We start from the raw sequence: 25,333 nt of genomic DNA on the forward strand, positions 1-25,333 counted from the left end.
TAATGAAGGAAGGTAAACTCATCGTGTTTTCAGCGCCATCTGGTTCAGGAAAAACAACTATTGTAAGGCATTTACTTAAACAAGAAGAACTTAATTTAGAGTTCTCTATTTCTGCAACCTCACGTGAAAAACGAGGTCAAGAAGTACACGGGAAAGATTACTATTATCTATCGCTAAAAGAGTTTAAAAATAAAATTAAAACCGACGAATTTTTAGAATGGGAAGAAGTCTATCGTGATAATTTTTATGGTACCTTAAAAGAAGAAGTTGAACGTATTTGGGCTAAAGGCAAACATGTAATTTTTGACATTGATGTCTCTGGAGGTTTGCGTATAAAACGAAAATTTCCAGAACAAACCTTGGCCATTTTTGTAAAACCACCAGACTTAAACGAGCTTGTAAAACGACTTAAAGAACGTGGTGAAGAAAGTGAAGAGAAAATAAGTATGCGCGTTTCTAAAGCGCCTGCAGAGTTAGCAACCGCACCTTTATTTGATGAGATTGTTATAAACTCAAATTTAGAGGATGCATTAAAAGACGCTTATAACTTAGTTTCAGAATTTTTGAAGAAATAAACTAAAAGATTCCCGTTTTCAAGGGAAATAAATATGAAAGTTGGACTCTATTTTGGAACTTTTAACCCTATACACATAGGGCATCTAACCATTGCTAACCATATGGCAGAGCATAGCGACTTAGACCAAATTTGGTTTGTAGTCACACCGTTGAGTCCGTTTAAAAAGAAGAGTAGCTTACTTGACAACCGCCAACGTTACGAAATGGTGTATCGCGCCACCAAAGATTATGACAAGTTACGGCCAAGCGATATAGAATTTGGTCTTAAACAACCCAATTACACTATAGATACGCTGACCTACTTACAAGAAAAACATCCAGATTATGAGTTTTCTCTAATTATGGGAGAGGATAATTTAAAGAGTTTTCATAAATGGAAAAACTACGAACTTATCCTAGAAAATCATCACATCTATGTGTATCCGCGTATTTCTGAAGGAAAAATTGAAACTCAATTTGATGCCCATCCAAAAATCCATCATATCGATGCGCCTATAATGGAAATATCTTCAACTTTTATTAGAAAGTCTAGAAAGGCTGGAAAAAACATTCGTCCCATGCTTCCAGAACATGTATGGGAATATGTAGATGAAATGAATTTTTACAAATAGTTTCAGAAATTTGATGAGATGCTGAAACAAGTTCAGCTTGACAAGAAAAAAATTGTTTAGATTCCCATTTTCATGAGAATTAAAAATGATAAAACGCATTTTCTAAATGCTCAATCTTATAGTCTCCTTTTTCTTTTACAATAGCAATGATATCAAAACGCACTTCTACATCTAAGTTGTTAACGGTTACGTACTCATCAACTGCTTTTACTAAATTTTTAATCTGCTTTGGTTTTACAAAATCTTGTGGGTTTCCAAAGTCTGTAGTTGAGCGTGTTTTTACTTCTACAATAGCAAGGATATCTTTCTTTTGAGCAATAATATCTACCTCAGCTTTCTCGAAACGGTAATTTCGTGCAACGATGCTGTAATTGTTTTCAATAAGAAAGTCTACCGCTAATTGCTCTCCCTTTTTACCCAATTCGTTGTGTTGCGCCATAACACTAAAATAGAAAAATAGTATTACTTTTAAGACATAATCAAATACTACAATTCATCAATCTAATGTTTGACTTTCCATTTAGTTTTGGGCAAAAAAGTTCTTTACTGCTTATTTTCTTTTTTCATGGGATAGTGTTTTCGTTTTTATCATTACGAAAAGGAATCATCCATAGTAATAAAGCAAGTAAATGGTTGAGCTTATTACTGTTCCTTTACGCTATGTATATCACACCTTATATGTTAGGTTATGCGAATTGGTATTCCGAAAAAATTACTGCAGACATTCTGTTTTTTATACCATTTATGCAGGTATTATTAATTGGGCCCGTGGTGTATTTTTACACCAAAAGCCAATTAAATTCAGGATTTAAACTTTCAAAAAAAGATTATATTCATTTTGTACCAGCCGTATTATATGCCATATATAGCTTAATAGTTTTTGTTACCGATAAATTAATTTTAGACGACTATTATTTCTATGCAGATGGCAGAGATAAGGATATGTCAAATTGGTATCAAGCAACAGGGTTAGTATCAATGGCATTCTATCTTGGCTTGAGTTTACACTACTATTCAAATTATAAAAAGTTGCTTTTTGACAAAGTTAGTTATGCGGATTCTATTTTGTTTAAATGGATTAGAAACTTCATGATTGCTTTTTTAGGTATTCTTATGTTACGGGTGCTATTTTTTATTACTAATCCCGAATGGGGCGAATTCGGAAGTCAGTTTTGGCACTATATTGCATTTTCATTTGTGTTTTATTATATCGCAGTTACTGGCTATAGTAATATTATAAAACAGACTACATTATCCGTTGAAAAATTTAAAGTAGTTAATGTCTTTGAAGATGAAGTTTCAGTTTTTAAAGATGAAACCTCAACAAATGGTAGTGAAAAAGACCTTACCATATGGAAAGACAAGCTTTCTAAATTAATGACAGAAAATCACTTATTCGAAAATCCACGTTTAACACTTTCTGATGTCGCTAAAGAATTAAATACTAACACAAAGACCATATCTTCAGTTGTAAATTCAGGTTTTAATATGAATTTTAATGACTTCGTCAATCACTATAGAATTGAAGCTGTTAAAGACAAGTTAGATAAAGGTGAGCAAAATACGACTACCCTTTTAGGAATTGCTTTAGATTGTGGCTTTAATAGTAAAGCTACTTTTAATAGGGCTTTTAAGAAAAGTACAATGCTTTCACCAAAAGATTACTTGGAAAAATAGATAAAAAATAGGTCTCAAATCGAGATTTGAAGCGTTTCTCATACTTTTTAGACTGATATTTGTGTCATATCAATAATTAAGTCATGAAAAAATCACTTACACTATTCGCTTTATTGATTTCAATTTCACTAGTTGCCCAACAACAAATAAAACAAATTGATTCCATAGTAAATTCAAAACTTAAGGACTATCATCCTGGTATTGCAGTGGGTATTGTTAAAAACGGAAAGATTGTTTATGAAAAGTACCGTGGGTTATCAAATTTACAACACCAAATAGACTTCAATGAAAAAACGAGATCGAATATCGCATCTACAGCCAAACAATTTACAGCCTTAATGATTTTACATTTATCATTAGAGGGAAAACTAAGTTTGGAAGATGATATTCGAAAATACCTTCCTAGTTTATACAAAAACGTACAAGAAAAAATTAGAATCAGAAATGTTATCAATCATACGAGTGGAATTCGTGACTATGTAGAACTCCTTGATTTAGAGGGAGACGTTTGGTGGAAGCGGTTTGGGTTTGATAATGATGATGCTATGGAATTGCTTGCAAAGCAAGAAGAGTTAGGCTTCACCCCAGAGTCAATTAAGTATTACAGCAACTCCAATTATATTGTTCTAGCCAAAGTAATTGAAGAAGTTACTGGAAAAAGTTTTAATGAGTATTCAAAAAAGTTCTTCGAAAACTTAGGTATGAATGAGACTTCGTTTGTTGAACGATATATGAAAGTAATTCCCAACAGAGCAAACCCTTACTCAGACTGGGGAAGAGGAGAATGGTGGGAGGTTCCTACTGTGACAAAAACAAATGGAGAGGGATTTCTATTTACTACTTTAAGAGATCAGTTACACTTCGAACAAGCTGTTCAAAATGCAAATTACAACAACAATATACTGCTCATTAAAAGTCAGCAACCTATTCCAAATAGTAAAATAAAGAGATATGGTTTTGGATTAGAACTTGAAAATCGATTCAATAGAAAAGCAGTGCATCATTCTGGAGGCACCTACGGTTTTCATTCTCAAACATATCGATTTCCTGAAGAAAAATTATCCATTTTTATCATGAGTAATAATGGAAACATCAGTAGTAATTTAATTGCGAAAGAAATTGCCAATCTGATACTTCCAAAAGTGGAAAAGAAAGATCAATATGACCAACTATTTTATGCCAATAGAAAAGAAAAAGAAACTCTGGAAATTTCGGGTACCTATTCATACCCAAGTGAAGGCAAAATGGTTGAGATCATAGAAAAAGAAGGAAAGACCTATTGGAAAGAAAAGAATTTTACAATAGAACTAGTCTCTGTGGGTAAAAATTCTTTTTTAGAGAAAAACAATCCTAAATTAAAAGTTCTTTTTTACGAAAATGAAATGATAGAATTCTACCCTTCAGGAAAGACTATAGTTTATAAAAAAAGAAAGGAATTACCAGCATCATTCTCTGATTTAGAAGGATTTGTTGGTAAGTATACCAACAATGAATTAGGTATTGATTTTCAACTAAAATTAACAAAAGATTATACGCTAAAATTAAAGCTCTCGAATGAAAAAAGATTTGTAGACGTTACCATGTACAACCGAACCTATTTAACGACTAATAATTTTTTCTTGAAGGTTCAAAGAGATCCCTTTAAAAGAGTTTCAGAAATATTACTCACCTATGGAAGGGCCAAAAATATTAGATTTAAAAAGAAAACGAATTTGAAATTTCAGCCAAAGATAGAGACTGACAATGGTTCTATTAATGTAACTACTATTGGGTCGAGAAATGGAGACACTTCTGATATTCTATTAACAAAAAACTACGCCAATGGAAACGAGATTTGGTATAAGCGATTTGGAGGAAAAGCTTGGGACAAAGCAAATTCAATAATAGATACAGAAGATGGGTATCTAATTGTTGGCTCAACAAGTTCTTTTGGAAAAGGGAACTACGATATGTACGTGATTAAAACCGACAAGAAAGGAAATAAACTATGGCAAAACACCTATGGAGACTTTTACAATGAGTACGGTTACATGGCAGAAAAAACCGAAACTGGTTATTTGATTAAGGGAACCATTCAAAAATGTTCCTCCAATACAGATATTTTTAATAGAAAATGCTCTACCAATGTATGGTTTGTTTCTATTGATGAAAACGGAAAAGAAATCTCAAACAAAGTTCTTGAAGAAATTGAAAACTAAAAAAATGAAAACAAAATTAACAATCAATATATATCACATCACTTTCGTGGCCATTTTACTCACCATGACTGCATGTAAGAAGGAAGAAAGAACTTTAAACAACTTGCAAATTAAAAGTTTGGATTCTATAGCTACCATAGATGTTCCTAACAATGCTCCCGGAGTTGCTGTTGGTATTGTTATGGACGGAAACATTGTCTATGAAAAATACGCTGGTTATGCGGATCTAAAAGATAGTACTTTCATCGATTATGAATCTAGGTTTAATATTGCTTCTAACGGAAAGCAATTTACCGCGCTAGCTATTCTAAGTTTGATAGAAGAAGGAAAAGTAACGCTGAATGATGACATCAGAACCTTCTTCCCAAAACTATTTCCAAAAGTAGAAAGCAACATTACCATAGCTCATTTACTCAATCATACCAGTGGGATTAGAGATGTTTATGATCTTTGGGGGCTAAAAGGAATCACCTGGTGGGAGCATACATATGACAACGATGATGTTTTGAATTTATTAAGAAAACAAAACGATTTAAACTTTGAACCTGGATCAAAGTACTCATATAGCAATTCAAACTATATGGTATTGGCTGAAATTGTTGAAAAAGCATCTGGAAGTAACTTTATCGATTATACCAATCAAATGTTTCAAGATTTGAACATGCCAAATACTTCTTTTACAGGAAACTATAAAACCATTGATGGCCCCATTGCAAAACCTTATTTGAATTTTGATACTTGGTTTGGATATGATTGGATTTGGAATGCGTATGGTGATGGAAATATCTTCTCAACACTTCAAGACCAATTGGAATTTGAAAAAATTCTTCAAACTAAAAAGAACAAACGGTTCTCTAAAGAACTGTTAGAGCAAAGTCAATCTTTACTACCCAATTCTAAAAACAAAAAATATGGATATGGCGTAGAATTTATGAAGCATCAAAAGATTCCGTACAAATATCACGGTGGTTCTACTGGAGCTTGGAAAGCCATTACAGCACGTTTTGAAAAGCAAAATTTTTCTATCGTTACCTTAACCAACAGCGGAAAAACAGATCCAATGACCCAAACTTTAAATAGCGCTAATGTGTTAATGAATTTAAAAGCTGACTCTGAGGATATTCGATTGACTCCTGAAAAAGTTGGACCCTATGTTTCAATAAAGGATGTTGTCGGAGTTTACGAAATCAATGGTTATATCTGGGAGTTAGAGGAAAGGAATGGTGATCTATATTTATTACGTTCTGGAAGAAACGATATGAAATTAATTCGTGAGGCAGACAATATTTTTCAGCAGTGGAACGATGCCCCTTTTAAGCAAGAGTTCACCAAAAATGAAAAAGGAGAAATGCAAGTTTCTGCTTACTATCCCAACACTCCAAATTTTACAATGACAAGAAAGGATATCGACTTAAAAGGTTTCGATTATAAGGCAATTAACGGGAGCTTTCTCAATGAAGAAACTGGTGTTTCATTTTCTGTAAAATATGATGCTGGTTTAAATTATGAAATAACCAATGGAGAGAATAAAATGAAGGCCATAATATTATCTAGAGATGAATTAGTTATTAATGATTATGATTATCGTATAAGAGTAGAAAAAAATAAAGATAATCTAGTATCAGATATATTCTTGACTTCTGGAAGAATTCAAAATGTGCGGTTTTCAAGAATAAAATAAAAATCATCCTCTATTTACCTTTAAATATCAAAAACTCTTATGAAATGAACCATGAAACATTTCAGTAGATGTCAATGAAATGTTTCATGGTAAATTACACCAGAATGATGACAAAAACAACTAGCAAAATAAAGACAATCATTGTTTTTATTGTAACCATTTTTGTCGGTTATGTCCTTTTTATTATTCCAGATGTATTCTTTGGGGTTACCAAAATTAATGGAGGAAAGATTGGAATAAGTTTACTACTTATTGCCCTATTTCAGTTTTTCTCAATTGTTGCCTTACTCTATGTGTCACTTAAAATTCTAAAGAAAGATTTTCGTGATATCGGACTTCAATTTGTAAATATCAAAAAGGATATTTTATTGGGTCTTATTTTTGGAACTATATGGACAATTCTTCAATTTGTATTGATAATTCCAAACACAGGAGGAGCTAATCGTGCCGATATTAATGGGATGTTGGACATGTATGATGGCAGTTTAATAGGAACGCTATCTTTTATTTCATTAGGAGTCATCGGTGGTGGAATTACTGAGGAGCTCTTTAATAGAGGCTATTTCATAAATATCCTAAAGGACGTTTTCAAAAACCCAAAAACTGGATTAAGGATAGCTACAATATTATCAATTATCATTTTTTCATTAGGTCATATGCCCACTAATGGTTTGGATTGGTTTGATATTTTAGTGCCAGCTATTATATATACGTTACTATTCTTATCTACAAAAAGATTGACCGCATCAATCATATCACACGGAGTATATAATATATCGGCGATTTTATTAACCTATTGTCTTTATTATCAATAACAATTAAAATTAATGAAAAGTATTAAAGAATTGATATGAAGTATTGTGCTTTAAAGCATTTCAATCTCTTGATTAATCTTTCCTACAAGCAAATTTTGCTCCTCTTAGATAAATTGTTAAACCTTATATTATTAACTTACTAGTACAAGCTTATAACCTACGCCATGAACATTTTCAATAATTATAGATTGGTCTGCCGATAGCTTTTTCCTTAATTTTGAAATAAATGTATCTAGGCTTCTCCCAACGATAACGCCGTTGTCCTCCCAAACACGTTTTGTAAGCTCGTCTCTGGTGACGACGACGTTTGGGCTACTTACTAATATTGCTAAAAGCTCCGATTCTTTCTTGGAAAGCGAAATTTCTTCTGCTTCTTTTACAAGCTTATTTTCGGCTTTAAAAAATTTAAAACGGCCTATAGCTATATAGTCCTCATTTTGTGTTTTCAATCTGGTTTTTTTGCTTCTGTAAATTCCAAACAAAACAAATGTAATAGTTATAAAACCAAAGATATATACAAAGGCTTCTCTTAGAGCACTCGATGCAGACCTATTAATAAATCTAATTTCAATGGTATAACAATCTTCAGGTAAAACCCTACTTAGACATGGAATGAGAGTACTTTCTTCATCGACGCTCATCTCATAACTATAGGCTACTTCATTATCTGCACATTGAATGACCTCAACACGATAGTACTCTGGCAATTTTGATTTTTTCAAGTTATGCTGGACAATTGAAACCAAAGTATTCGGCTCAAAAGTCAAGTTGTTTTGAAATGATAACCTATACTTTGACTGTTCTAAAGCCACAACTGGCAAAATCAATGATGTGGAATCTTTATTAGACAACAGTAATTGATTACCCACTTCTCTTAGGGAAATTTTTACGCGTTCTGAAAAATCGTCATTCTCTTCAACTGAACAAGACACCACTAAAGAGAAAAACAAAATGAACCCTATGGTTAAATAAATCGCTTTTTTACTCATAATTACTGTAAATAACATACATTTTTAGCACATTTTACAACTGTTGACACTTCTTTTACATTTTTTTGACATTCTTGTTTTCATCTCACTCTAGTTTTATCGAGAAATAAAAAGTAATCAAAAAATAAACTTATGAAAACACGAATCTTTTCAATTGTATTTACAGTTTTTACGACATTATTCTTTTCCCAAACTTCTTCTCTTGACACTGAAGAAAAACTAAATATTGATGTCTCAAAAAGCCAAATAAAATGGTCTGGCGAATATGCTTTTTATTATGGCGGTCACGATGGTATTATAAATTTTAAGGAAGGGTATTTCATTAAAAGAAATGGTGCTATCACTGGTGGAGAATTTATTATAGACATGAATTCAATACAAAGTCAGGACATGGATAATGAAGAGGCTAGGACTGATTTAGATAAGCATTTAAAAAATGAAGACTTTTTTGATGTAGAGAAATATCCAATAGCAAAACTTATCATTACAAGCGTATCATATCATGATGCTATACATCTAAAAATATATGCTGACCTTACCATAAAAGATGTTACCTTACCTGTTAATTTTGAAGCTAGAGCTATTTACGAAAAAGAACAATTGAAAACACGATTTAAAATTGACCGCACACTTTGGAATATTAATTACAAATCCAAAGGAGTGGCAGGAAAATTAAAAGATGGTCTCATTTCTGACGCTATTGGCTTTGAAGTTAAACTAAGTTTATGAAAAAATATATTTTAATAATAAAGCTACTATGCTTAACGGTAGGTTTTGCGCAAGACAAAGAAGATTTAAACTTATTAGTAGCAGATAGTACTTGGGATAAGGAAATAATTAAATTTCCTATAGGTTTTGCACAAGAGATTAAGTTCATAGGTTATGAGGATTTAAGATTTCCACCAGGTTGGGCTAAAAAGGAAAGCCCAGAATTTTGGTCCTATACGTGGGCATGGAGCATAAATGATATTGAAGAACTAACTGAAAAAGAATTAGAAACTAATATCCAGCTTTATTTTGATGGCCTTATGGGTATTAACGATTCTGAACTGCCAAAGACAAATGCCTTATTCATTAAAAAAGAAGCTATAAATGGCAATAGATATATAGGAAAAGTAAAGACTTTTGACACCCGCTTTACAAATAAGCCTATGACGTTAAATATACTTGTAGAAAATCATTATTGTGAAAGTGAAAATAAGGCCATCATTGTTTTTAGACTGTCACCTAAAGATTTTGGAAGTGAAGTATGGGATACACTAAAAGAAATTAAGCTAAAAGATGGTTTTTGTGAAAATTAATTATTTAACGAGAAAAAATGACTAAAGATTTGTCCTTTCCAACTTTGAGTTCAATAGTTTTTCCTAAAACTAAAGCACGATTATCTTGTTCGTGACCTGCAGGCATGTTAAAAGCTATTGGGAAATCGTATTCGGCCAAGGCATCTAAAACCAACTGTTCGACAGAGGTTCCCCAAAGTGTGGTGTTTTTTCTCAATTTAGACATATCACCAACAATGAGACCTTTTAAATTTTTAAAATATCCAGCTCGCTTCAAACTTTGTAGCATACGGTCTATATGGTATTTATATTCCCCAATTTCTTCAATAAATAGGATTTTACCCGAAGTATCAATGCTAGTTTCAGAACCCAACATGGTATGTAGCATGGTTAAGTTTCCACCAACCAAAATACCTTCGGTAGTTCCTTCTCTATTGTATTTGGAGCCTTCAAAAACATAATTTTCAGGATCCCCAAAAATTGCAGATTTAAAGGTGTCTACTGTCTCTTGTATTTCACTTAAATCTTTGGTTAAGCTTACACACATTAAAGCGTGTAAAGACTGGAAACCTTGGTTATGAAATTGGTTATGTAATGCTGTAATATCGGAGTAGCCAATAAGCCACTTAGGGTTTTTCTTAAACTTTGTAAAGTCTAATTTATCTAATATCCTAACTGTCCCATATCCACCGCGAGCACACCAAATTGCGCTAATCCTAGGGTCATCCAAAGCATTTTGAAAATCCTCACATCTCTGCTCATCTGTACCTGCAAAATGATTGTCTTTACTAAATACATGTTTACCGATAACAGCATTTAAACCCCAACTTTTAAGAAGACTAACGGCTTGTTGCACTTCACCTTCTCTACTTTTTAATATACCTGATGGTGCTACTATAGCAACCGTATCACCAGCTTTAAGATATGGTGGTTGAATCATTTCTATATTGTGTTTCTGATTATTTTGAGCATTTACGACTAGACTTATGCTCATAAAAAGTAGAATAACTCTAAAGGTTAATCGGTTTCTCAAAATCATAAAATGCAATTTCTGTAAATATATAAAGTTTAATACTAAGATTTACAAATGTTAATTTTAAGGTTTTTTTAACGAAAAACATCCAAGACCAAAGCGCAAAGCGTAGATATTCAATATATTACATATCCCAAATCAATTTTTAATCATTAAATCTCTACTTATGGCTGTTATTACCTCTTGTAATACAAGTACTTTACAACCTTATGTTCCTTCTGCAACTAACCCTTGGAATGAAGAACGTGTTAGACATGTGTATAGACGTCTAGGCTATGATGCAAAAAAGGCAGATATAGATATTGCAGTAACGCAATCTACATCTGATTTTATTGACCAAATCATCAACGAAGCTTCTGAATCTCCTGCTCTAGAGACTCCGCCTTGGTCTAATTTTACTTACTTCGATTATCAAAATCTTGGTTTGGATTTCGATACAGAAACTCAAGCCAATCATCAAGAGTTAAGGATGGCGCTAATCAATCAGATGCTTTCTTCTAATGGACTAAAAGCAAGACTTATTCTATTATGGAGTAATCATTTTGTAACTCGATTAGAAGATTATTATTCTAGTAATCATCTTTACGAATACTACGCTACACTAGAGCAACACGCTCTAGGTAACTTCGAGGATTTCACTAGTGCTATTGGTACTACTAGCGCCATGCTACTTTACTTAAATGGTTTTCAAAACACTAAAAACAATCCCAATGAAAATTATGCGCGTGAGTTATATGAGCTATTTACATTAGGAGTTGATAATGGTTATACGCAAACAGATATTACAGAGACAGCAAAAGCCTTAACGGGTTATAATGATAGAGAACATTGGACTGCTCCAATCACTTTTAACGAAAATAAATTTGATAATTCTGTAAAAACTATCTTCACTCAAGAAGGTGTTTGGGGTTATGATGATGTTATCCGTATTTTATTTGAAGAGAAATCACCTTTAATTGCCACATACATCTGTCGTAAACTTTATACTTATTTTGTAAGTCCTACGCCTAACGAAGCCGTAATTTCTGAGATGGCAGATATTTTTGTTGTTGATTTTAATATAGCTAATGTACTTAAAGCTCTTTTTAAAAGTGAGCATTTTTTAGATTCAAAATCTATAGGTGTTCAAATAAAAAGTCCATACGACATGTTTATGTCTTATCTAAAAGTCACCAACTTTTCTGTAGAACCAGATTATTTAGAAAGCTTCCAATGGTTTTGCTCTACTCTAGGACAAACCATGTTCGAGCCCATTGATGTTGCTGGTTGGCAAGGCGATAAAGACTGGATAAACTCTAGCACATTAACCGGACGGTGGCGCATACTAGAGTGGGTAGTTTGGCATACGTGGGAGTATTACAGAGAAGAACTAAGAACATTCGCAAAGCGGAGTTCAGATAACAGTAATGACCCATATATTGTAGCAAAAAGTATAGTTGATAGATTTATGCCCCTAAATCTTCATACTACGGCTGACTATGATACAGCTACTGATGTTTTTAAACATGACGTGCCTGAAAATTATTATGAAGATGGTATTTGGAACCTTGACTGGGACTCAGCTCCTTTTCAAGTGGTACTTCTATTACTTCATCTTATAAAAATACCTGAATTTCAACTTAAATAACCTACGACTATGTGTAATCACGATTTAAACAAACATAAAACCTCAGGTAGCAATGCTCACGATATGGAACATAAGCAATGGAACAGACGTTCTTTTCTGCAAGCTCTTGGGCTCGCAGGCGCGGGAACAATGATGATTGGTGGCGCTCCTTTATCTGCTTCTACAAATACTAAACTTGCAGCAGCAATAAGTGCATCAGATACCGATAGAGTTCTTGTTATTATTAGGCTTAAAGGTGGAAATGACGGTCTCAATACCATTGTACCCATCTATGATTTCGACACCTATGCCCAATCAAGACCTACCATTAAGCACGATTTAAATAGCCTTATTAACTTAGGTCCTGACTTTGGTATGCCAAACTACATGGCAGATTTACAAGGCTTATGGGATAATGGCGGAATGAAAGTTATTCACGGAGTTGGTTATGAAAATCCAAATCAATCTCACTTTGCAAGTTCAGATATTTGGGCATCTACAGACGCTAATAATGTTACTCAGTCTGGATGGTTAGGTCGCTATTTTGAAGAGCTCTATCCAGATTATATAATAAATCCACCTGAAATTCCTGCAGCCGTACAAATAGGCAGTATTGGTAATTTAATTTTTGAAGGCGATTATAACAACTACGCTTTTTCTGTTGCCAACCCAAGCCAGCTAGAAGCTATAGCAGAAAACGGTACAGTGCATGATATGACTAATCTTCCGGATTGTGTTTATGGTGAACAATTAGAATTCTTGCGAGGTACTACAAATACCACATACAAATATGCAAATACCATTCATCAAGCTTTTGAAAATGGAACGAATACTCAAGAGTATTTAGACGAAAAATTAGGAAGACAATTGGCTATTGTTGCCAGACTAATAAAGGGTAATCTAGGCTCAAAAGTATATATGGTAACCCTTGGTGGTTTTGACACACATGCCAATCAAGCAGAAAAACACCAAGAGCTAATGACCGATTTATCAAATTCGATTAAGAAATTTTATGATGATTTATCATCGGTTGGCATGGACGATAAAGTGCTATCCATGACTATTAGTGAGTTTGGCCGACGTACCTACGAGAATGGTTCAAACGGAACCGACCATGGAACTGCCGCTCCTTTGATGCTCTTTGGACCTGCTATAGAAGGTAATGGTTTTATTGGAGAACATCCTAGCTTAACCCAACTTGTAAACGATAACTTAGATTATAAACAAGATTTTAGAGGGATTTATGCCTCCGTGATGGAAAATTGGCTTTGCGTAAATACTGATTTAGTTAACGAAGCATTACTCAATGTTAACTATGAGCGTGTTAATCTAGGGTTTAATTGTAGCGCATTAGGAGTTGACGATTTTAATCAAGAACGCTTTAAGCACTTTGTTATCTATCCGAATAACGATACTATTATAAAGTTTATAAATCCATTTACACAACATACCGTTGTAAAACTGTATGATATTATGGGACGAGAAATAGCAACACTTAAAAACGAAATGCTATTTGCAGGAGAACATAGTATAGATGTAAAAAACACAGTAAAAACAAAGCTAAGTATTGGCCAATACATCTATAAAATAGCTGTTGGAAGTCAGAGTTTTAGTAAATCGTTATTAATTAGATAGCAACAAATACATCTTATTTAAAAGCCTTCAGTGATTACTGGAGGCTTTTCGTTTTATTACTACAAGTAAAATCGTAATTTTGCGCTTCAGTAAAAATCAGAAATAACGATGTCTAAAAGATACACCATAACAGCAGCGCTACCTTACACTAACGGTCCAATACACATTGGGCATTTGGCTGGTGTATATGTGCCTGCAGATATATACTCCAGATATTTGCGCCTTACAGGAAACGATGTTGCTTTTATTTGCGGGAGTGATGAGCATGGTGTACCTATTACTATTAAAGCAAAAAAAGAAGGTGTTACGCCTCAAGATATTGTAGATAAATACCACGCGATTATCAAACAATCGTTTGAGGATTTTGGGATTTCTTTTGATAATTACTCGCGTACATCGGCGAAGATTCATCACAATACCGCATCAGAATTTTTTAAAACACTATACGATAAAAACGAATTTGTTGAAGAAGTTTCAGAACAACTTTACGATGCAGAAGCTAATCAGTTTTTAGCAGATCGCTTTGTTACAGGAACCTGTCCTAAATGTGGATTCGAGGAAGCTTACGGCGACCAATGCGAAAACTGTGGGACTAGTCATAACGCCACAGACTTAATAAACCCAAAATCTGCAATAACAGGAAATGTACCGACTCTCAAAGAAACTAAACATTGGTTTTTGCCATTGAACAAGCATGAGCAATTCTTAAAAGAATGGATTTTAGAAGGACATAAAAAAGACTGGAAACCTAATGTTTACGGGCAAGTAAAGTCCTGGATTGATGATGGTTTGCGTCCGCGTGCTGTAACCAGAGATTTAGACTGGGGAATCCCTGTACCTGTTGAAGGTGGTGAAGGTAAGGTGTTGTATGTTTGGTTCGATGCACCGATAGGTTATATTTCTGCTACTAAAGAATGGGCAGAACGTGAAGGAAAAAATTGGGAAGACTATTGGAAAGACAAAAACACGTCTTTAATTCACTTTATAGGTAAAGACAATATTGTCTTTCACTGTATTATTTTCCCAGCTATGCTAAAGGCTGAAGGCACTTATATTTTACCTGAAAATGTGCCTGCAAACGAATTCTTAAATCTAGAAGGCAATAAGCTATCCACCTCTAAAAATTGGGCAGTTTGGCTTCCAGATTATTTACAAGATTTCCCAAATCAGCAAGATGTGTTACGCTATGCACTAACGGCAAATGCTCCAGAAAGCAAAGACAATGATTTTACTTGGAAAGATTTTCAAGCTAGAAATAATAACGAATTAGTTGCCATTTTTGGTAACTTCATCAATCGTGTTGTTGTACTCACTAATAAGTATTATAATGGTGTTGTACCAGAACCTAGTGACTTATCTTTAGTTGACCAAGAGACATTGGCTGCTGTAAAAGCGTATCCTTATGTAATTTCTAGTTCTATTGAACGCTACCGCTTTAGAGAGGCTAGCCAAGAGCTAATGAATTTAGCGCGATTAGGTAATAAATACTTAGCAGATGAAGAACCTTGGAAAACTATAAAAACAGATGAAGAACGCACAAAAACAGTAATGTTTGTTGCGCTCCAAATTGCATCTGCTTTAGGGGTTTTAAGCGAACCATTTTTGCCATTTACTTCAGATAAGTTAAAAAACATTCTTTGTCATGCTAAACTTGATTCAACGTCTCAATGGAACGATGTCACAAAAAAAGACATTCTTCTACCTGCCGGTCACACCATAGGAAAAGCTGAATTATTATTTTCTAAAATTGAAGATAAAACCATTCAACTACAGTTAGACAAACTCGAAGCAAGTAAAAAAGCAAATGAAGCTGCTAATAAGACTATTGAACCTCAAAAAGACGAAATTACTTTTGACGATTTCACCAAACTAGATATCCGAGTTGGCACTATTTTAGAAGCTGAAAAAATGCCTAAAACAAAAAAACTTTTAGTGCTTAAAGTAGATACAGGTATCGACATACGCACCATTGTTTCTGGCATAGCGGAAAGTTTTAAACCAGAAGACGTTGTTGGCAAGCGTGTTACGGTTTTAGTAAATCTTGCACCAAGAAAACTACGAGGTGTAGAGAGTCAAGGCATGATTCTTATGACAGAAAACGAGCAAGGTGATTTGGTGTTTGTAAATCCCGACACTTCGACTCCGCTCAGTGCAGGTGATGGTGTTAGCAATGGTTTAAAGATTAGTTAATCAGATAGTTTTTCTAATAGAATTTCTTGAAATTGAAAGAAAATTCTTTTTGTGAAAAAAACTACAATTAACTTTCATTTATTTTCCATTTCTTATTTTCTTTTTGGCGTAATAATCAATCTCAATGCACAGTCTTCAGTAATAGTAGAGAAATATGAGAATTACACAGAAGCACCGCGTGAGATAGCTTATGTTCATTTAAATAAATCTACCTATATCGAAGGTGAAATGATGGGCTTTACGGCTTATGTTTTTGATAAATATACCAAGGAGCCCTCTAAAATGACCTCTAATCTCTACTGTACCATATCTAATGAAAGTGGAGCTATTATTACGAAAAAACTCATAAGAGTGACTAACGGTGTAGCATCAAATGTATTTGATATAGATAGCACCTTATCTACAGGTATTTTTACCTTTAAAGCTTTCACCAATTGGATGCGTAATTTTGATGAAAACAATCACTATGAACAAACTTTTAAGGTGATTGATGCTGATAATCTTAGAAGTGTATTACCTGTAAATCCTAATGATTTTAAGATAGACTTACAAGTCGTTGGTGAAGGTGGTCACATCCTTTATGACAGTCAAAACACGATTGGTATTATTGCTAAAAACCAGTTCGGCTATGGAATTGCTAGTGCCTACGGTAATATTACCAATGCCAATACTAACGAAATCATATCAGAATTTCAATTAAATACCGTCGGTCTTGCCAAATTAGTATTCAAGCCTAATTTTGGTCAATCTTATAATGTAAATCTCTTTTTGAATGACCGTACTATTTCTACCAAAATTGAGAATATTAAAACCAACGGACTTGTAATGAATCTAACATCTCTAAAAGACAAAGTAAGTATACAAGTAAGAACCAATAAGCAATCTTTGTCCTTATTAAAAAATAAAACGTTCAAGATAGGTCTCAATAATGGTCGTAATATTATTGCTACACCTTTTTCATTAAGTAAAAATGGTGCTGTTATTTTAAGCTTCCCTAAGAATGAATTATTCTCCGAAATGAACATATTTACCATTTTTACTCAAAATGATGAGCCTATTCTTGAACGCCTCTATTTTAATAATAACATTCTAAAACAAAAACTAGTAGGCACAACGGTAACCCATTTACAAGATAGTTTAAAAATTACTCTAAATGCAGACAATATAGATACGTCTAAATGGTCTAACCTAAGTATATCGGTATTACCGTCTAGTACAAAATCTTACAACCACCATAATAATCTACTCTCTCAATTATACATTCAACCTTATGTGAATGGACGATTAGAAAATGCTAGCGAATATTTTGAATCTGAGGATAGAGCCACAGCTTTTAATCTAGATTTACTTATGCTAACTCAAGGATGGAGTAGTTATGACTGGAAGGAGATTTTTACTTTTAAAGATGACAAGCTAATCTACCCTTTTGAACAAGGCATTGATATTACTGCCAATATTTACAATAAAAAGTCAGGAACTTACATTTTATATCCGTTTTCAGATATGAATACTCAAATTTTTGATGTTCCGGAAGATGAAGATTTTTTCAATGTATCAACTATTTTCCCCACAGATAAGGATTCTTTAAAAATTGGATATTTGGGTCTTAAAAATAAGGGCCTTAAAGAAAAACCGTCATTATCTTTACAATTCAATCCATCAAAAATTCCAAAATTTAAACCATATATAAAAGTAATAAAAGAAGTATTTACAATAAATCAATTGCCCTCTAACTATAACGAAATATTTAGCGAATCATGGAATAACACGAAAGTAACAAAATTGGATGAAGTTGTTATTAAAGGTAAAAGCAGAAGAACACAATTAGAAGCTTTAAAAGAAAAAGCCACATATTACGAAGTAGATATTCTTTCTAAAATTAAAAGACTTCAACAAACTAAACTAGATGTATATCTTAGTTCCTTAGGGTGGCAAGCACAAATTGATTATAAAAATAATGCAATGATAATACGCAATCCCAGAATACGAATTGGTGATAACATACCGCTTGTATATCTCAACGATGCTCCTTTAAATTTTAATTCTTCTAGTATTAACCTATCACCGCTTGTTCCATTAACGACTTACGACGTAGAATATATTGAATACTATATTAAATCAGGATTAGGTACTACAACGAGAGGTAGTGCTGGTTACATTAAAATCTATACTAATCCGTTAATCGAAAAACAAAAAGCATTTACAAAATCTTATGAGTTTCCATTAAAATTTAATGCCCAAAAAACATTTTATACGCCCAAGTACCAAAGTTATAATTCTGATTTTTTTAGAGAATATGGTACTATTGCTTGGTTTCCTCGAGTAACTATTAAAAATCGAAGAGCCCATGTTAAAATACCAGATTACAATACTAACAACATGACACTGTTCATAGAAGGCATAGTAAACAACAATCAATATATCTCAGAGAGGATTACCATTGAAAACAAAAAATAAAGCGAAAAAACAGAAATCCAAACGAAATCTTGGAGTGTATCTCCACAAAAATGTCGATGAAGTAAAAATACTCTATAATAAAGACTCTGCTGCATCTTTACTGTATTTGAAATGCATTAAACAATTATCTATATATTTAAACATAACTATTTTATGAATCTAGAAGTTCTTATTGAACAAGTAAAGTAAAAATTGAACATTGTTCATAGTAAAAAAATTATAAAGTCTAGTAAGTTGGCTTTTGTGAATCTCGATATAGAGACCTTAAATAATAGCCTAAGGATAAGTCAAAGACCTTGTTTTTAAGCGATTTCTAAGAATTTTTAAAAAGGATATTCCTCATTATGCCATTATAGACCAAGAGACAAAATCCTTTCATCTTATACGCTTTTAAATTCTTCTCTTTCACACTAATAATGGTTACTGCTCATATTTAACCTGTAAGGTCAACCTTATAAAAAATATTTTATACTCTTGTATGAAAGCTAATACTTATGTAAAAAATTAGTTAAATACCTAGCTTTCGGAATAATTTTTGAGGAATTTTATAGAAAATTTCTTACTATGTCTAAAACTACGCTATCAAAAAACTCGATTTACTCTTTTCTTTTAATCTTCTTTATTTACGGAATTAGTGCTAGTGCGCAATCTTCAGATATCGTAGACGCTTACGAAACCTACACCGAAGCACCTCGAGAAATTGCTTATGTGCATCTAAATAAATCAACCTATATTGAAGGTGAAATAATGGGTTTTCAGGCTTATGTTTTTGATAAATTCACCAAAGAGCCTTCAAAAATGACTAATAATTTGTATTGCACGATTTCTGACGCAAATGGAAAAGTAATAAAGAAAAAACTCATAAAGGTAGATAATGGAATATCTAAAAACGCCTTTGATATTGATAGTACTTTATCTACGGGAGTTTTTACCTTCAAGGCATACACCAATTGGATGCGAAATTTTGAAGAACAAAACCATTTTGAACAAACTTTTAAAGTTATTGACGCTGATAATTTAGACAGTGTCAAACCTATAGAAACAAAAGATATCAAAATTGATTTACAGGTATTAGGTGAAGGGGGGCATATAATTTATGGTCTTTCTAATAGTGTTGGTATTTTGGCAAAAACCCAATTTGGTAATGGTATTGCCAATGCTTACGGCACTATTACAGATAGTAATAATAACATAATTTCCGAGTTTCAATTAAATGAAGTTGGGCTAGCTAAAGCTTTGTTATCACCACAAGAAAATGAAAATTACAAAGTCAATTTATTTGCTGGTAAGCAAAATATTTCAGTTCCAATAAACGAGATTAAAAAAATTGGAATTACTCTGAGTCTAGTTTCTTCTAAAGACAAAGTGAGTATAAAACTTACAGCTAATGATAAGACTAAGTCTATCATTAAAAATAATGATTTTAATATAGCTCTGCATAATGGAAGCGAAATGAAATTAACTCCATTTAATTTTAATAACGACGGTGTCGCTATTTTAATTTTTCCTAAAGTAGATTTATATAAAGGGATAAATATTTTCACCATTTTTAATAACGAAAATATACCACTTTTAGAACGATTATATTTTAATGCTAATCAAATTAAGAGTATCGAAATTTCGTCAGTAAAAGTTTCTACCATTAGAGATAGCTTATCAGTCACGATTAGTAGCGAGAATTTGAAAAACAACTTAAATTCGAACTTAAGTATTTCCGTATTACCTACAGAAACAAAATCTTACAATCACCATAACTCAATTCTTTCACAAATTTATATTCAACCATACATCAATGGTTTTTTAGAAAATGGAAGGGCTTATTTTAAAAATAGAAATCGCAAAACTGAGTATAATCTAGACTTGCTTATGCTAACACAAGGCTGGAGTAGTTATTGCTGGAATACTATTTTTGATAAAAATGAACGTGAGTATATTTATCCGTTTGAGCGTGGAATTGACATAGTTGCAAATATAAATGACGACAAAATAGGGTCTTATATCGTATATCCATTAGCAAAAAATAGCACGCAATTATTTGATATCAATGCCTCTGAAAAAGAGTTTACAATAAAACAATCCTTCCCTACCGAAGATGACTTATTTAGGATTGGATATATCGATACTAAAAAGAAAAAAATTGGCAAAAAACCATCTATATATTTACAATATTACCCTTCTCAATTTCCTGATTTCAATATTGCGTCTAATACAATTGAGGAAACTTATTCTATTGAAGAAACTTATTTGAAAAATGAAACAAATCTAAACGCCTTTGATATTAACAACGCAACCAAACTTGACGAAGTTATTATTAACTCTAAAGCTAATAGTATAGAAACTAAAGTTGAAAAATTACAACAAAAGGCTACAACAGCAAAATTTAGAGTTATAGAGGACAATGTTAAGTTAACTGGGATGCGAGTAGATACTTATATACAAAGGCTTGGTGGCTACGATACGTATTATGATATTTTCTCTGGTAGACTCAGTATAGTAAATACTAGGATAAGATGGACAGACCCAACGCCATTAGTATACTTAAATTCTTCTTTATTAACCACAACAGGCAGAAAATCTGATTTTGGTATTCTTACTTTTATTACCATGGATCAAGTTGATTATATTGAATACGAACCTTACGGAATTGGTGGAGGAATAAGAGGTGCTGCAGGTTATATAAAAATTTTCTTAACTCCTGGTGGGCCTCCTATAAAGAAACCAAACAACATCGTTGATTACAAATTACCATTACTGTTTAGTAAAAATAAAACCTTTTACTCACCCAAATATTTCTATTACAATACAGACTTCTTTAAAGAATATGGCACAATTGACTGGAAACCAAATATTAGTCTAGATAAAAATGGTAAAGCAAACTTTAAGTTATACAACACAAAAACTAAGATGATTAGCTTATTTATAGAAGGTATAATAAATGATAATCAATATATTTCTCAAGAATTAAAAATTGAAATACCTGATTAATTGCTCAAAATAGCCTACCATCCTATTTACAAACACCCCTTACCAGAAGGTCATCGATTTCCCATGGAAAAGTATGAGCTTTTGCCAGAACAATTGATGCACGAAGGCACATGCACAAAGCATAATTTTTTTGAACCAGAACGCCCTAATGATAAGCACATCGTTGCCGTACACGAACCCGAATATTACTACGACTTACTTAATATAACTTTAGACCAACGTGCTGCAAGAAAAATAGGTTTTCCGCTAAGCGAAGTTTTAGTGGAGCGAGAGCGACTGATTGCTCATGGCACTATAAAAGCTAGTACATATGCCTTGGAGCATGGAATAGCTATGAATATTGCAGGTGGCACACACCATGCCTACACCAATCGCGGCGAAGCCTTCTGTATGCTAAACGACCAAGCTATTGGCGCTAGATATCTTCAAAATGAGGGATTGGTTAAAAAGGTATTAATCGTTGACTTGGATGTACACCAAGGCAACGGAACAGCTGAGATATTTCAGAATGATAATTCCGTATTTACTTTTTCTATGCACGGCGCCAATAATTATCCTTTCAAAAAAGAGAAAAGTGATTTAGATATTGCACTAGAAAATGGTACGGATGACAAAACGTATCTCAAAATCCTTAAAGACACCTTACCTAGATTAATCGATGAGCAACAACCCGACTATATCTATTATTTATGTGGTGTAGATATAATCTCAACCGATAAACTTGGAAAATTAGGAATGAGTATAAATGGCTGTAAAGAACGAGACCGTTTTGTACTGCAGCAATGTTTAAAAAATAAAATTCCCGTGATGTGCTCCATGGGAGGCGGCTATTCTCCTGATATAAAAACTATAGTAGATGCACATGCAAATACCTTTAGACTAGCTCAAGAGTTATTCTTTTAAGCGGAATTACGACTTGCATTAATATTTCCAAACATAGCACGCGTTACAATTTTTTCGAAAATCTCCAGCTGCTTCTCATCTTTAACATCTGCTTTCTCTAAATCTTTTATTTTCTTTAAAGCATATTGCTGGATTGTTAGCAACGGTAAAACAATAGACTCTCTAACTTCGATTGATGCTTTCCCAACAGGTTCGTTTTCCATTAGAGTTTCATATCCTGTTAATTTTAAAATTAAACGTTTACTCGTTTGATACTCTTGGTGAATAAGAGACCAAAACTCACCAAACTCATCATTGTCTTGCATATACTTTGTTAAATCAAAAAACGATTTGGTTAAAGACATCATACTATTTTCTATAAGCGTCTTAAAGAATTTCGATTCGTTATAAAGCTGCTTTACTTTATCAAAATCATTGTTCTCCTCATAAAACTTAAGCGCAGTACCTACACCAAAAAAACCAGGCACGTTTTGTTTTAGCTGACTCCAACTACCTACAAAAGGAATTGCCCTTAAATCTGAAAACACTAATGCTGAAGACTTCCCTCGTTTTGAAGGACGACTACCAATATTTGTTTTTGCATAGTATTTTAGCGTACTCATATGCTGTAAATAGTCCAAAAATTTTGGATGGCTTTTAAAATCTACATAAGTTTTGTAGCTAATGTCTGCAAGATTATTCATAACCTGTTTATTCCTTGAAGACATCTCTAGGTTTTTATCATTTAATCGGTTAGATATACCTGAGCTTATAAGTTGCTCCATGTTGTATTGAGATGAAGCAAGTGTCCCAAAATTAGAGCTAATCGTTTGCCCTTGAATCGTCAACTGAATTTCTTTATCCTCAATGGTCGGCCCAAGAGAAGCATAGAATTGATGTGTCTTTCCTCCTCCTCGAGCTGGTGGCCCACCACGCCCATCAAAGAATACAACATCTATATCGTATTTTCTAGACATCTCTGTCATGGCTTCTTTGGCTTTAAATATTCCCCAATTTGCCATTAAATAGCCACCATCTTTTGTACCATCACTAAAACCAAGCATTATAGTTTGTTTATTACCACGAGCTTCTAAATGTGCTCGATAATTTGGGTCTGTATACAACTCTTCCATAACTTTTGGTGCAGCAATAAGGTCTGGAACTGTTTCAAAAAGAGGTACAATATCCGCTGTAAGTTTATCATTAAAAGCCACTATCTTCAACATTGCAAAAAGTTGCATTACATTAAGAGTGGTCTGGTTGTTACTAATAATGTATCGATTACAAGCCGCTTCTCCATTTAACGTTTGAATAGTCTTCATGGCTTTAATAGTTTCAATAATATTAATAGCCATTTCGTCCTTAAAGTCAATATTTCCTATGGAGCCTTTAACTTCTGAAAGGATTTGAACTTGAGCCTTTTCGTCTAAATCAAAGAAATTATCAGGAAATATTTCATTTTTATTGACTTTAAGTTCATTGACTAAAGCTCTAAACATGGCGTCATGCACTCGACTATCTTGACGGATATCTAAACTTGCAAAATGGTACCCAAACAATGTGGTTCTATTTATTAAACTAGTGACTTTATCAACGTATAGGGATTGATGTTGTTCTATTAATTGCGTTCTAATTTCTCGTAGTTCATTGGCAAATTCTTGTACTGAAACTCCATTTTCTTTATTCAACAAACTATCAACTAATCGATAATTTAAATCTATAATACGCTCTCTAATACCCTTGAATGTAAGACGTCTCCTTAAGTACTTAACATCTCTAATGTATTTTTTAATGACAGACTCTTTAAGTTTTTTTGCAACATTTTTTGTAATTTCTGGTGTTACGAAAGGGTTTCCGTCACGGTCTCCGCCTGGCCAAAAACCTATGTTTAATATAGGATTTTCTATTTCTTGATCATCAAAAATATTCTGCTGTGCGTAATCGTAAATATTGCCAAAGGAATGATAAAAAACATTTTTTAGATACCAGATTAAGTTTTTGGCTTCATCATAAGGCGTTGGTTTTTTATCCTTAAAAAATGGTGTCTTTCCGAGTTGAGCTAACAACTCATTTATCTCTTGTAAATCGTCTTTTTCTACAGCTTTTGCCAAGTCCGTAATTATTCCTAAAACAGCACCTGGATAAAACTGTGTTGGGTGTGCCGTAAGAACAATACGGACTTTAAAGTTTTTGAGATACTCTTGCAAAAGCTGCTTTTTATTTTCTGCCTCGGCATTTTCTTTTAAATTTCTAAGCGTTCCTAGGCCTTCCATGTTGTTAACAACTGGAAACGCTGCATCCTCTACGGCATCAAACAACACTACCTGACGCTCTATGTATTGTATAAATCTGAAAAGTAGATTTATCTGACTTTTCTTATTTCGTCTTGCTTGGTATTTAGTAAAAAAAGTTTCTACAATTGTTGTTGGGTCATCGCCTCTATCGAACCCTTTTTTACAAGTTTCATAAAACAAGGGTAAAAGTGCAACAGTTTTAGAAAGTGTATCAAAAGGTAAGTTCATGAATATACCGTTATACACTTGATATTTTTGTAAAACCTGTTGGTTAAATCGAGTAAGTTTTGGCTTAACAGACATTTGTTTTTTTATTAAAAATACTAAAGTAAACTTAGAAACAACATTGGTTTTAACGAAACCTCATTAGTTAGTGTAACAATTATTTTATTTCAATTTTTATCTGCTTATCTTTGATAAAAAC

18 protein-coding genes are annotated in these 25,333 nt (G+C 33.0%); 14 read left to right on the forward strand and 4 right to left on the reverse strand.

Annotated elements, in window-relative coordinates; all coding sequences use genetic code 11:
* Nucleotides 1-2 precede the first annotated feature (2 nt).
* The gene (gene gmk / locus BUB95_RS04125; RefSeq protein WP_073083477.1) at nucleotides 3-575 is read left to right on the forward strand and encodes a guanylate kinase; all 573 of its coding nucleotides are present in this window, start codon (nucleotides 3-5) and stop codon (nucleotides 573-575) included.
* A 33-nt stretch (nucleotides 576-608) separates the two neighbouring features.
* Complete coding sequence (nadD, locus tag BUB95_RS04130) at nucleotides 609-1,187, forward strand: nicotinate (nicotinamide) nucleotide adenylyltransferase (protein WP_073083480.1); 579 nt, start codon at nucleotides 609-611, stop codon at nucleotides 1,185-1,187.
* Nucleotides 1,188-1,266: 79 nt separating this feature from the next.
* Here the strand turns inward: nadD and BUB95_RS04135 are convergent, their stop codons facing one another.
* Nucleotides 1,267-1,626 (reverse strand): YraN family protein, encoded by a 360-nt coding sequence (locus BUB95_RS04135; protein WP_073083482.1) that lies wholly within the window; start codon nucleotides 1,624-1,626, stop codon nucleotides 1,267-1,269.
* Nucleotides 1,627-1,691: 65 nt separating this feature from the next.
* On the opposite strand from BUB95_RS04135, the gene BUB95_RS04140 reads away from it, so the two are divergent.
* The 4 genes from BUB95_RS04140 (at nucleotide 1,692) to BUB95_RS04155 (ending at nucleotide 7,558) form a co-directional block, all read left to right on the forward strand.
* On the forward strand, nucleotides 1,692-2,864 hold the full coding sequence (locus BUB95_RS04140) for a helix-turn-helix domain-containing protein (RefSeq protein ID WP_073083484.1): 1,173 nt from the start codon (nucleotides 1,692-1,694) through the stop codon (nucleotides 2,862-2,864).
* Between the two features lie 83 nt (nucleotides 2,865-2,947).
* Complete coding sequence (locus BUB95_RS04145) at nucleotides 2,948-5,062, forward strand: serine hydrolase domain-containing protein (RefSeq protein WP_073083486.1); 2,115 nt, start codon at nucleotides 2,948-2,950, stop codon at nucleotides 5,060-5,062.
* 4 nt (nucleotides 5,063-5,066) lie between these two features.
* Nucleotides 5,067-6,743 carry a serine hydrolase domain-containing protein gene (locus BUB95_RS04150; protein ID WP_159432634.1) on the forward strand — a complete coding sequence of 559 codons (1,677 nt, stop codon included), beginning with the start codon at nucleotides 5,067-5,069 and terminating at the stop codon, nucleotides 6,741-6,743.
* 104 nt (nucleotides 6,744-6,847) lie between these two features.
* The gene (locus tag BUB95_RS04155; protein WP_073083491.1) at nucleotides 6,848-7,558 is read left to right on the forward strand and encodes a CPBP family intramembrane glutamic endopeptidase; all 711 of its coding nucleotides are present in this window, start codon (nucleotides 6,848-6,850) and stop codon (nucleotides 7,556-7,558) included.
* A 131-nt stretch (nucleotides 7,559-7,689) separates the two neighbouring features.
* Here the strand turns inward: BUB95_RS04155 and BUB95_RS04160 are convergent, their stop codons facing one another.
* The gene (locus tag BUB95_RS04160; protein WP_073083494.1) at nucleotides 7,690-8,565 is read right to left on the reverse strand and encodes a winged helix-turn-helix domain-containing protein; all 876 of its coding nucleotides are present in this window, start codon (nucleotides 8,563-8,565) and stop codon (nucleotides 7,690-7,692) included.
* A 114-nt stretch (nucleotides 8,566-8,679) separates the two neighbouring features.
* Between BUB95_RS04160 and BUB95_RS04165 the strand changes: the two genes are divergently transcribed.
* Together BUB95_RS04165 and BUB95_RS04170 are read left to right on the forward strand one after the other, a co-directional pair.
* A complete protein-coding gene (locus tag BUB95_RS04165; protein ID WP_073083496.1) occupies nucleotides 8,680-9,276 on the forward strand; it encodes a YceI family protein in 597 nt (198 codons plus the stop codon).
* Nucleotides 9,273-9,848, forward strand: a complete 576-nt coding sequence (locus tag BUB95_RS04170) for a hypothetical protein (RefSeq protein ID WP_073083498.1) — start codon at nucleotides 9,273-9,275, stop codon at nucleotides 9,846-9,848. The genes BUB95_RS04165 and BUB95_RS04170 overlap by 4 nt, the downstream gene beginning before the upstream one ends.
* Before the next feature lie 4 nt (nucleotides 9,849-9,852).
* On the opposite strand, the gene BUB95_RS04175 is transcribed toward BUB95_RS04170, so the two are convergent.
* Complete coding sequence (locus tag BUB95_RS04175; RefSeq protein ID WP_200777198.1) at nucleotides 9,853-10,866, reverse strand: S66 peptidase family protein; 1,014 nt, start codon at nucleotides 10,864-10,866, stop codon at nucleotides 9,853-9,855.
* A 160-nt stretch (nucleotides 10,867-11,026) separates the two neighbouring features.
* On the opposite strand from BUB95_RS04175, the gene BUB95_RS04180 reads away from it, so the two are divergent.
* The 6 genes from BUB95_RS04180 to BUB95_RS04205 all read left to right on the forward strand — a co-directional run bounded on the left by BUB95_RS04180 (nucleotide 11,027) and on the right by BUB95_RS04205 (nucleotide 22,636).
* Nucleotides 11,027-12,487: a DUF1800 domain-containing protein gene (locus BUB95_RS04180; RefSeq protein ID WP_073083501.1), complete on the forward strand. Its 1,461-nt coding sequence runs from the start codon at nucleotides 11,027-11,029 to the stop codon at nucleotides 12,485-12,487.
* Between the two features lie 9 nt (nucleotides 12,488-12,496).
* Nucleotides 12,497-14,101, forward strand: a complete 1,605-nt coding sequence (locus BUB95_RS04185; RefSeq protein ID WP_073083503.1) for a DUF1501 domain-containing protein — start codon at nucleotides 12,497-12,499, stop codon at nucleotides 14,099-14,101.
* A gap of 108 nt (nucleotides 14,102-14,209) precedes the next feature.
* The gene (metG, locus tag BUB95_RS04190) at nucleotides 14,210-16,291 is read left to right on the forward strand and encodes a methionine--tRNA ligase (protein WP_073083505.1); all 2,082 of its coding nucleotides are present in this window, start codon (nucleotides 14,210-14,212) and stop codon (nucleotides 16,289-16,291) included.
* A 51-nt stretch (nucleotides 16,292-16,342) separates the two neighbouring features.
* Nucleotides 16,343-18,748, forward strand: a complete 2,406-nt coding sequence (locus BUB95_RS04195) for a hypothetical protein (protein ID WP_073083508.1) — start codon at nucleotides 16,343-16,345, stop codon at nucleotides 18,746-18,748.
* A gap of 564 nt (nucleotides 18,749-19,312) precedes the next feature.
* Nucleotides 19,313-21,733 carry a hypothetical protein gene (locus BUB95_RS04200; protein ID WP_073083510.1) on the forward strand — a complete coding sequence of 807 codons (2,421 nt, stop codon included), beginning with the start codon at nucleotides 19,313-19,315 and terminating at the stop codon, nucleotides 21,731-21,733.
* Nucleotides 21,734-22,636: a histone deacetylase family protein gene (locus BUB95_RS04205; protein ID WP_073083512.1), complete on the forward strand. Its 903-nt coding sequence runs from the start codon at nucleotides 21,734-21,736 to the stop codon at nucleotides 22,634-22,636.
* Here BUB95_RS04205 and BUB95_RS04210 read toward each other — a convergent pair.
* The gene (locus tag BUB95_RS04210) at nucleotides 22,633-25,212 is read right to left on the reverse strand and encodes a phosphoenolpyruvate carboxylase (protein ID WP_073083515.1); all 2,580 of its coding nucleotides are present in this window, start codon (nucleotides 25,210-25,212) and stop codon (nucleotides 22,633-22,635) included. The two genes, BUB95_RS04205 and BUB95_RS04210, sit on opposite strands and share 4 nt — an antisense overlap.
* Nucleotides 25,213-25,333: the final 121 nt, after the last annotated feature.

The sequence above is a fragment of the Winogradskyella jejuensis genome, assembly GCF_900129745.1.
GTDB lineage: Bacteria > Bacteroidota > Bacteroidia > Flavobacteriales > Flavobacteriaceae > Winogradskyella > Winogradskyella jejuensis.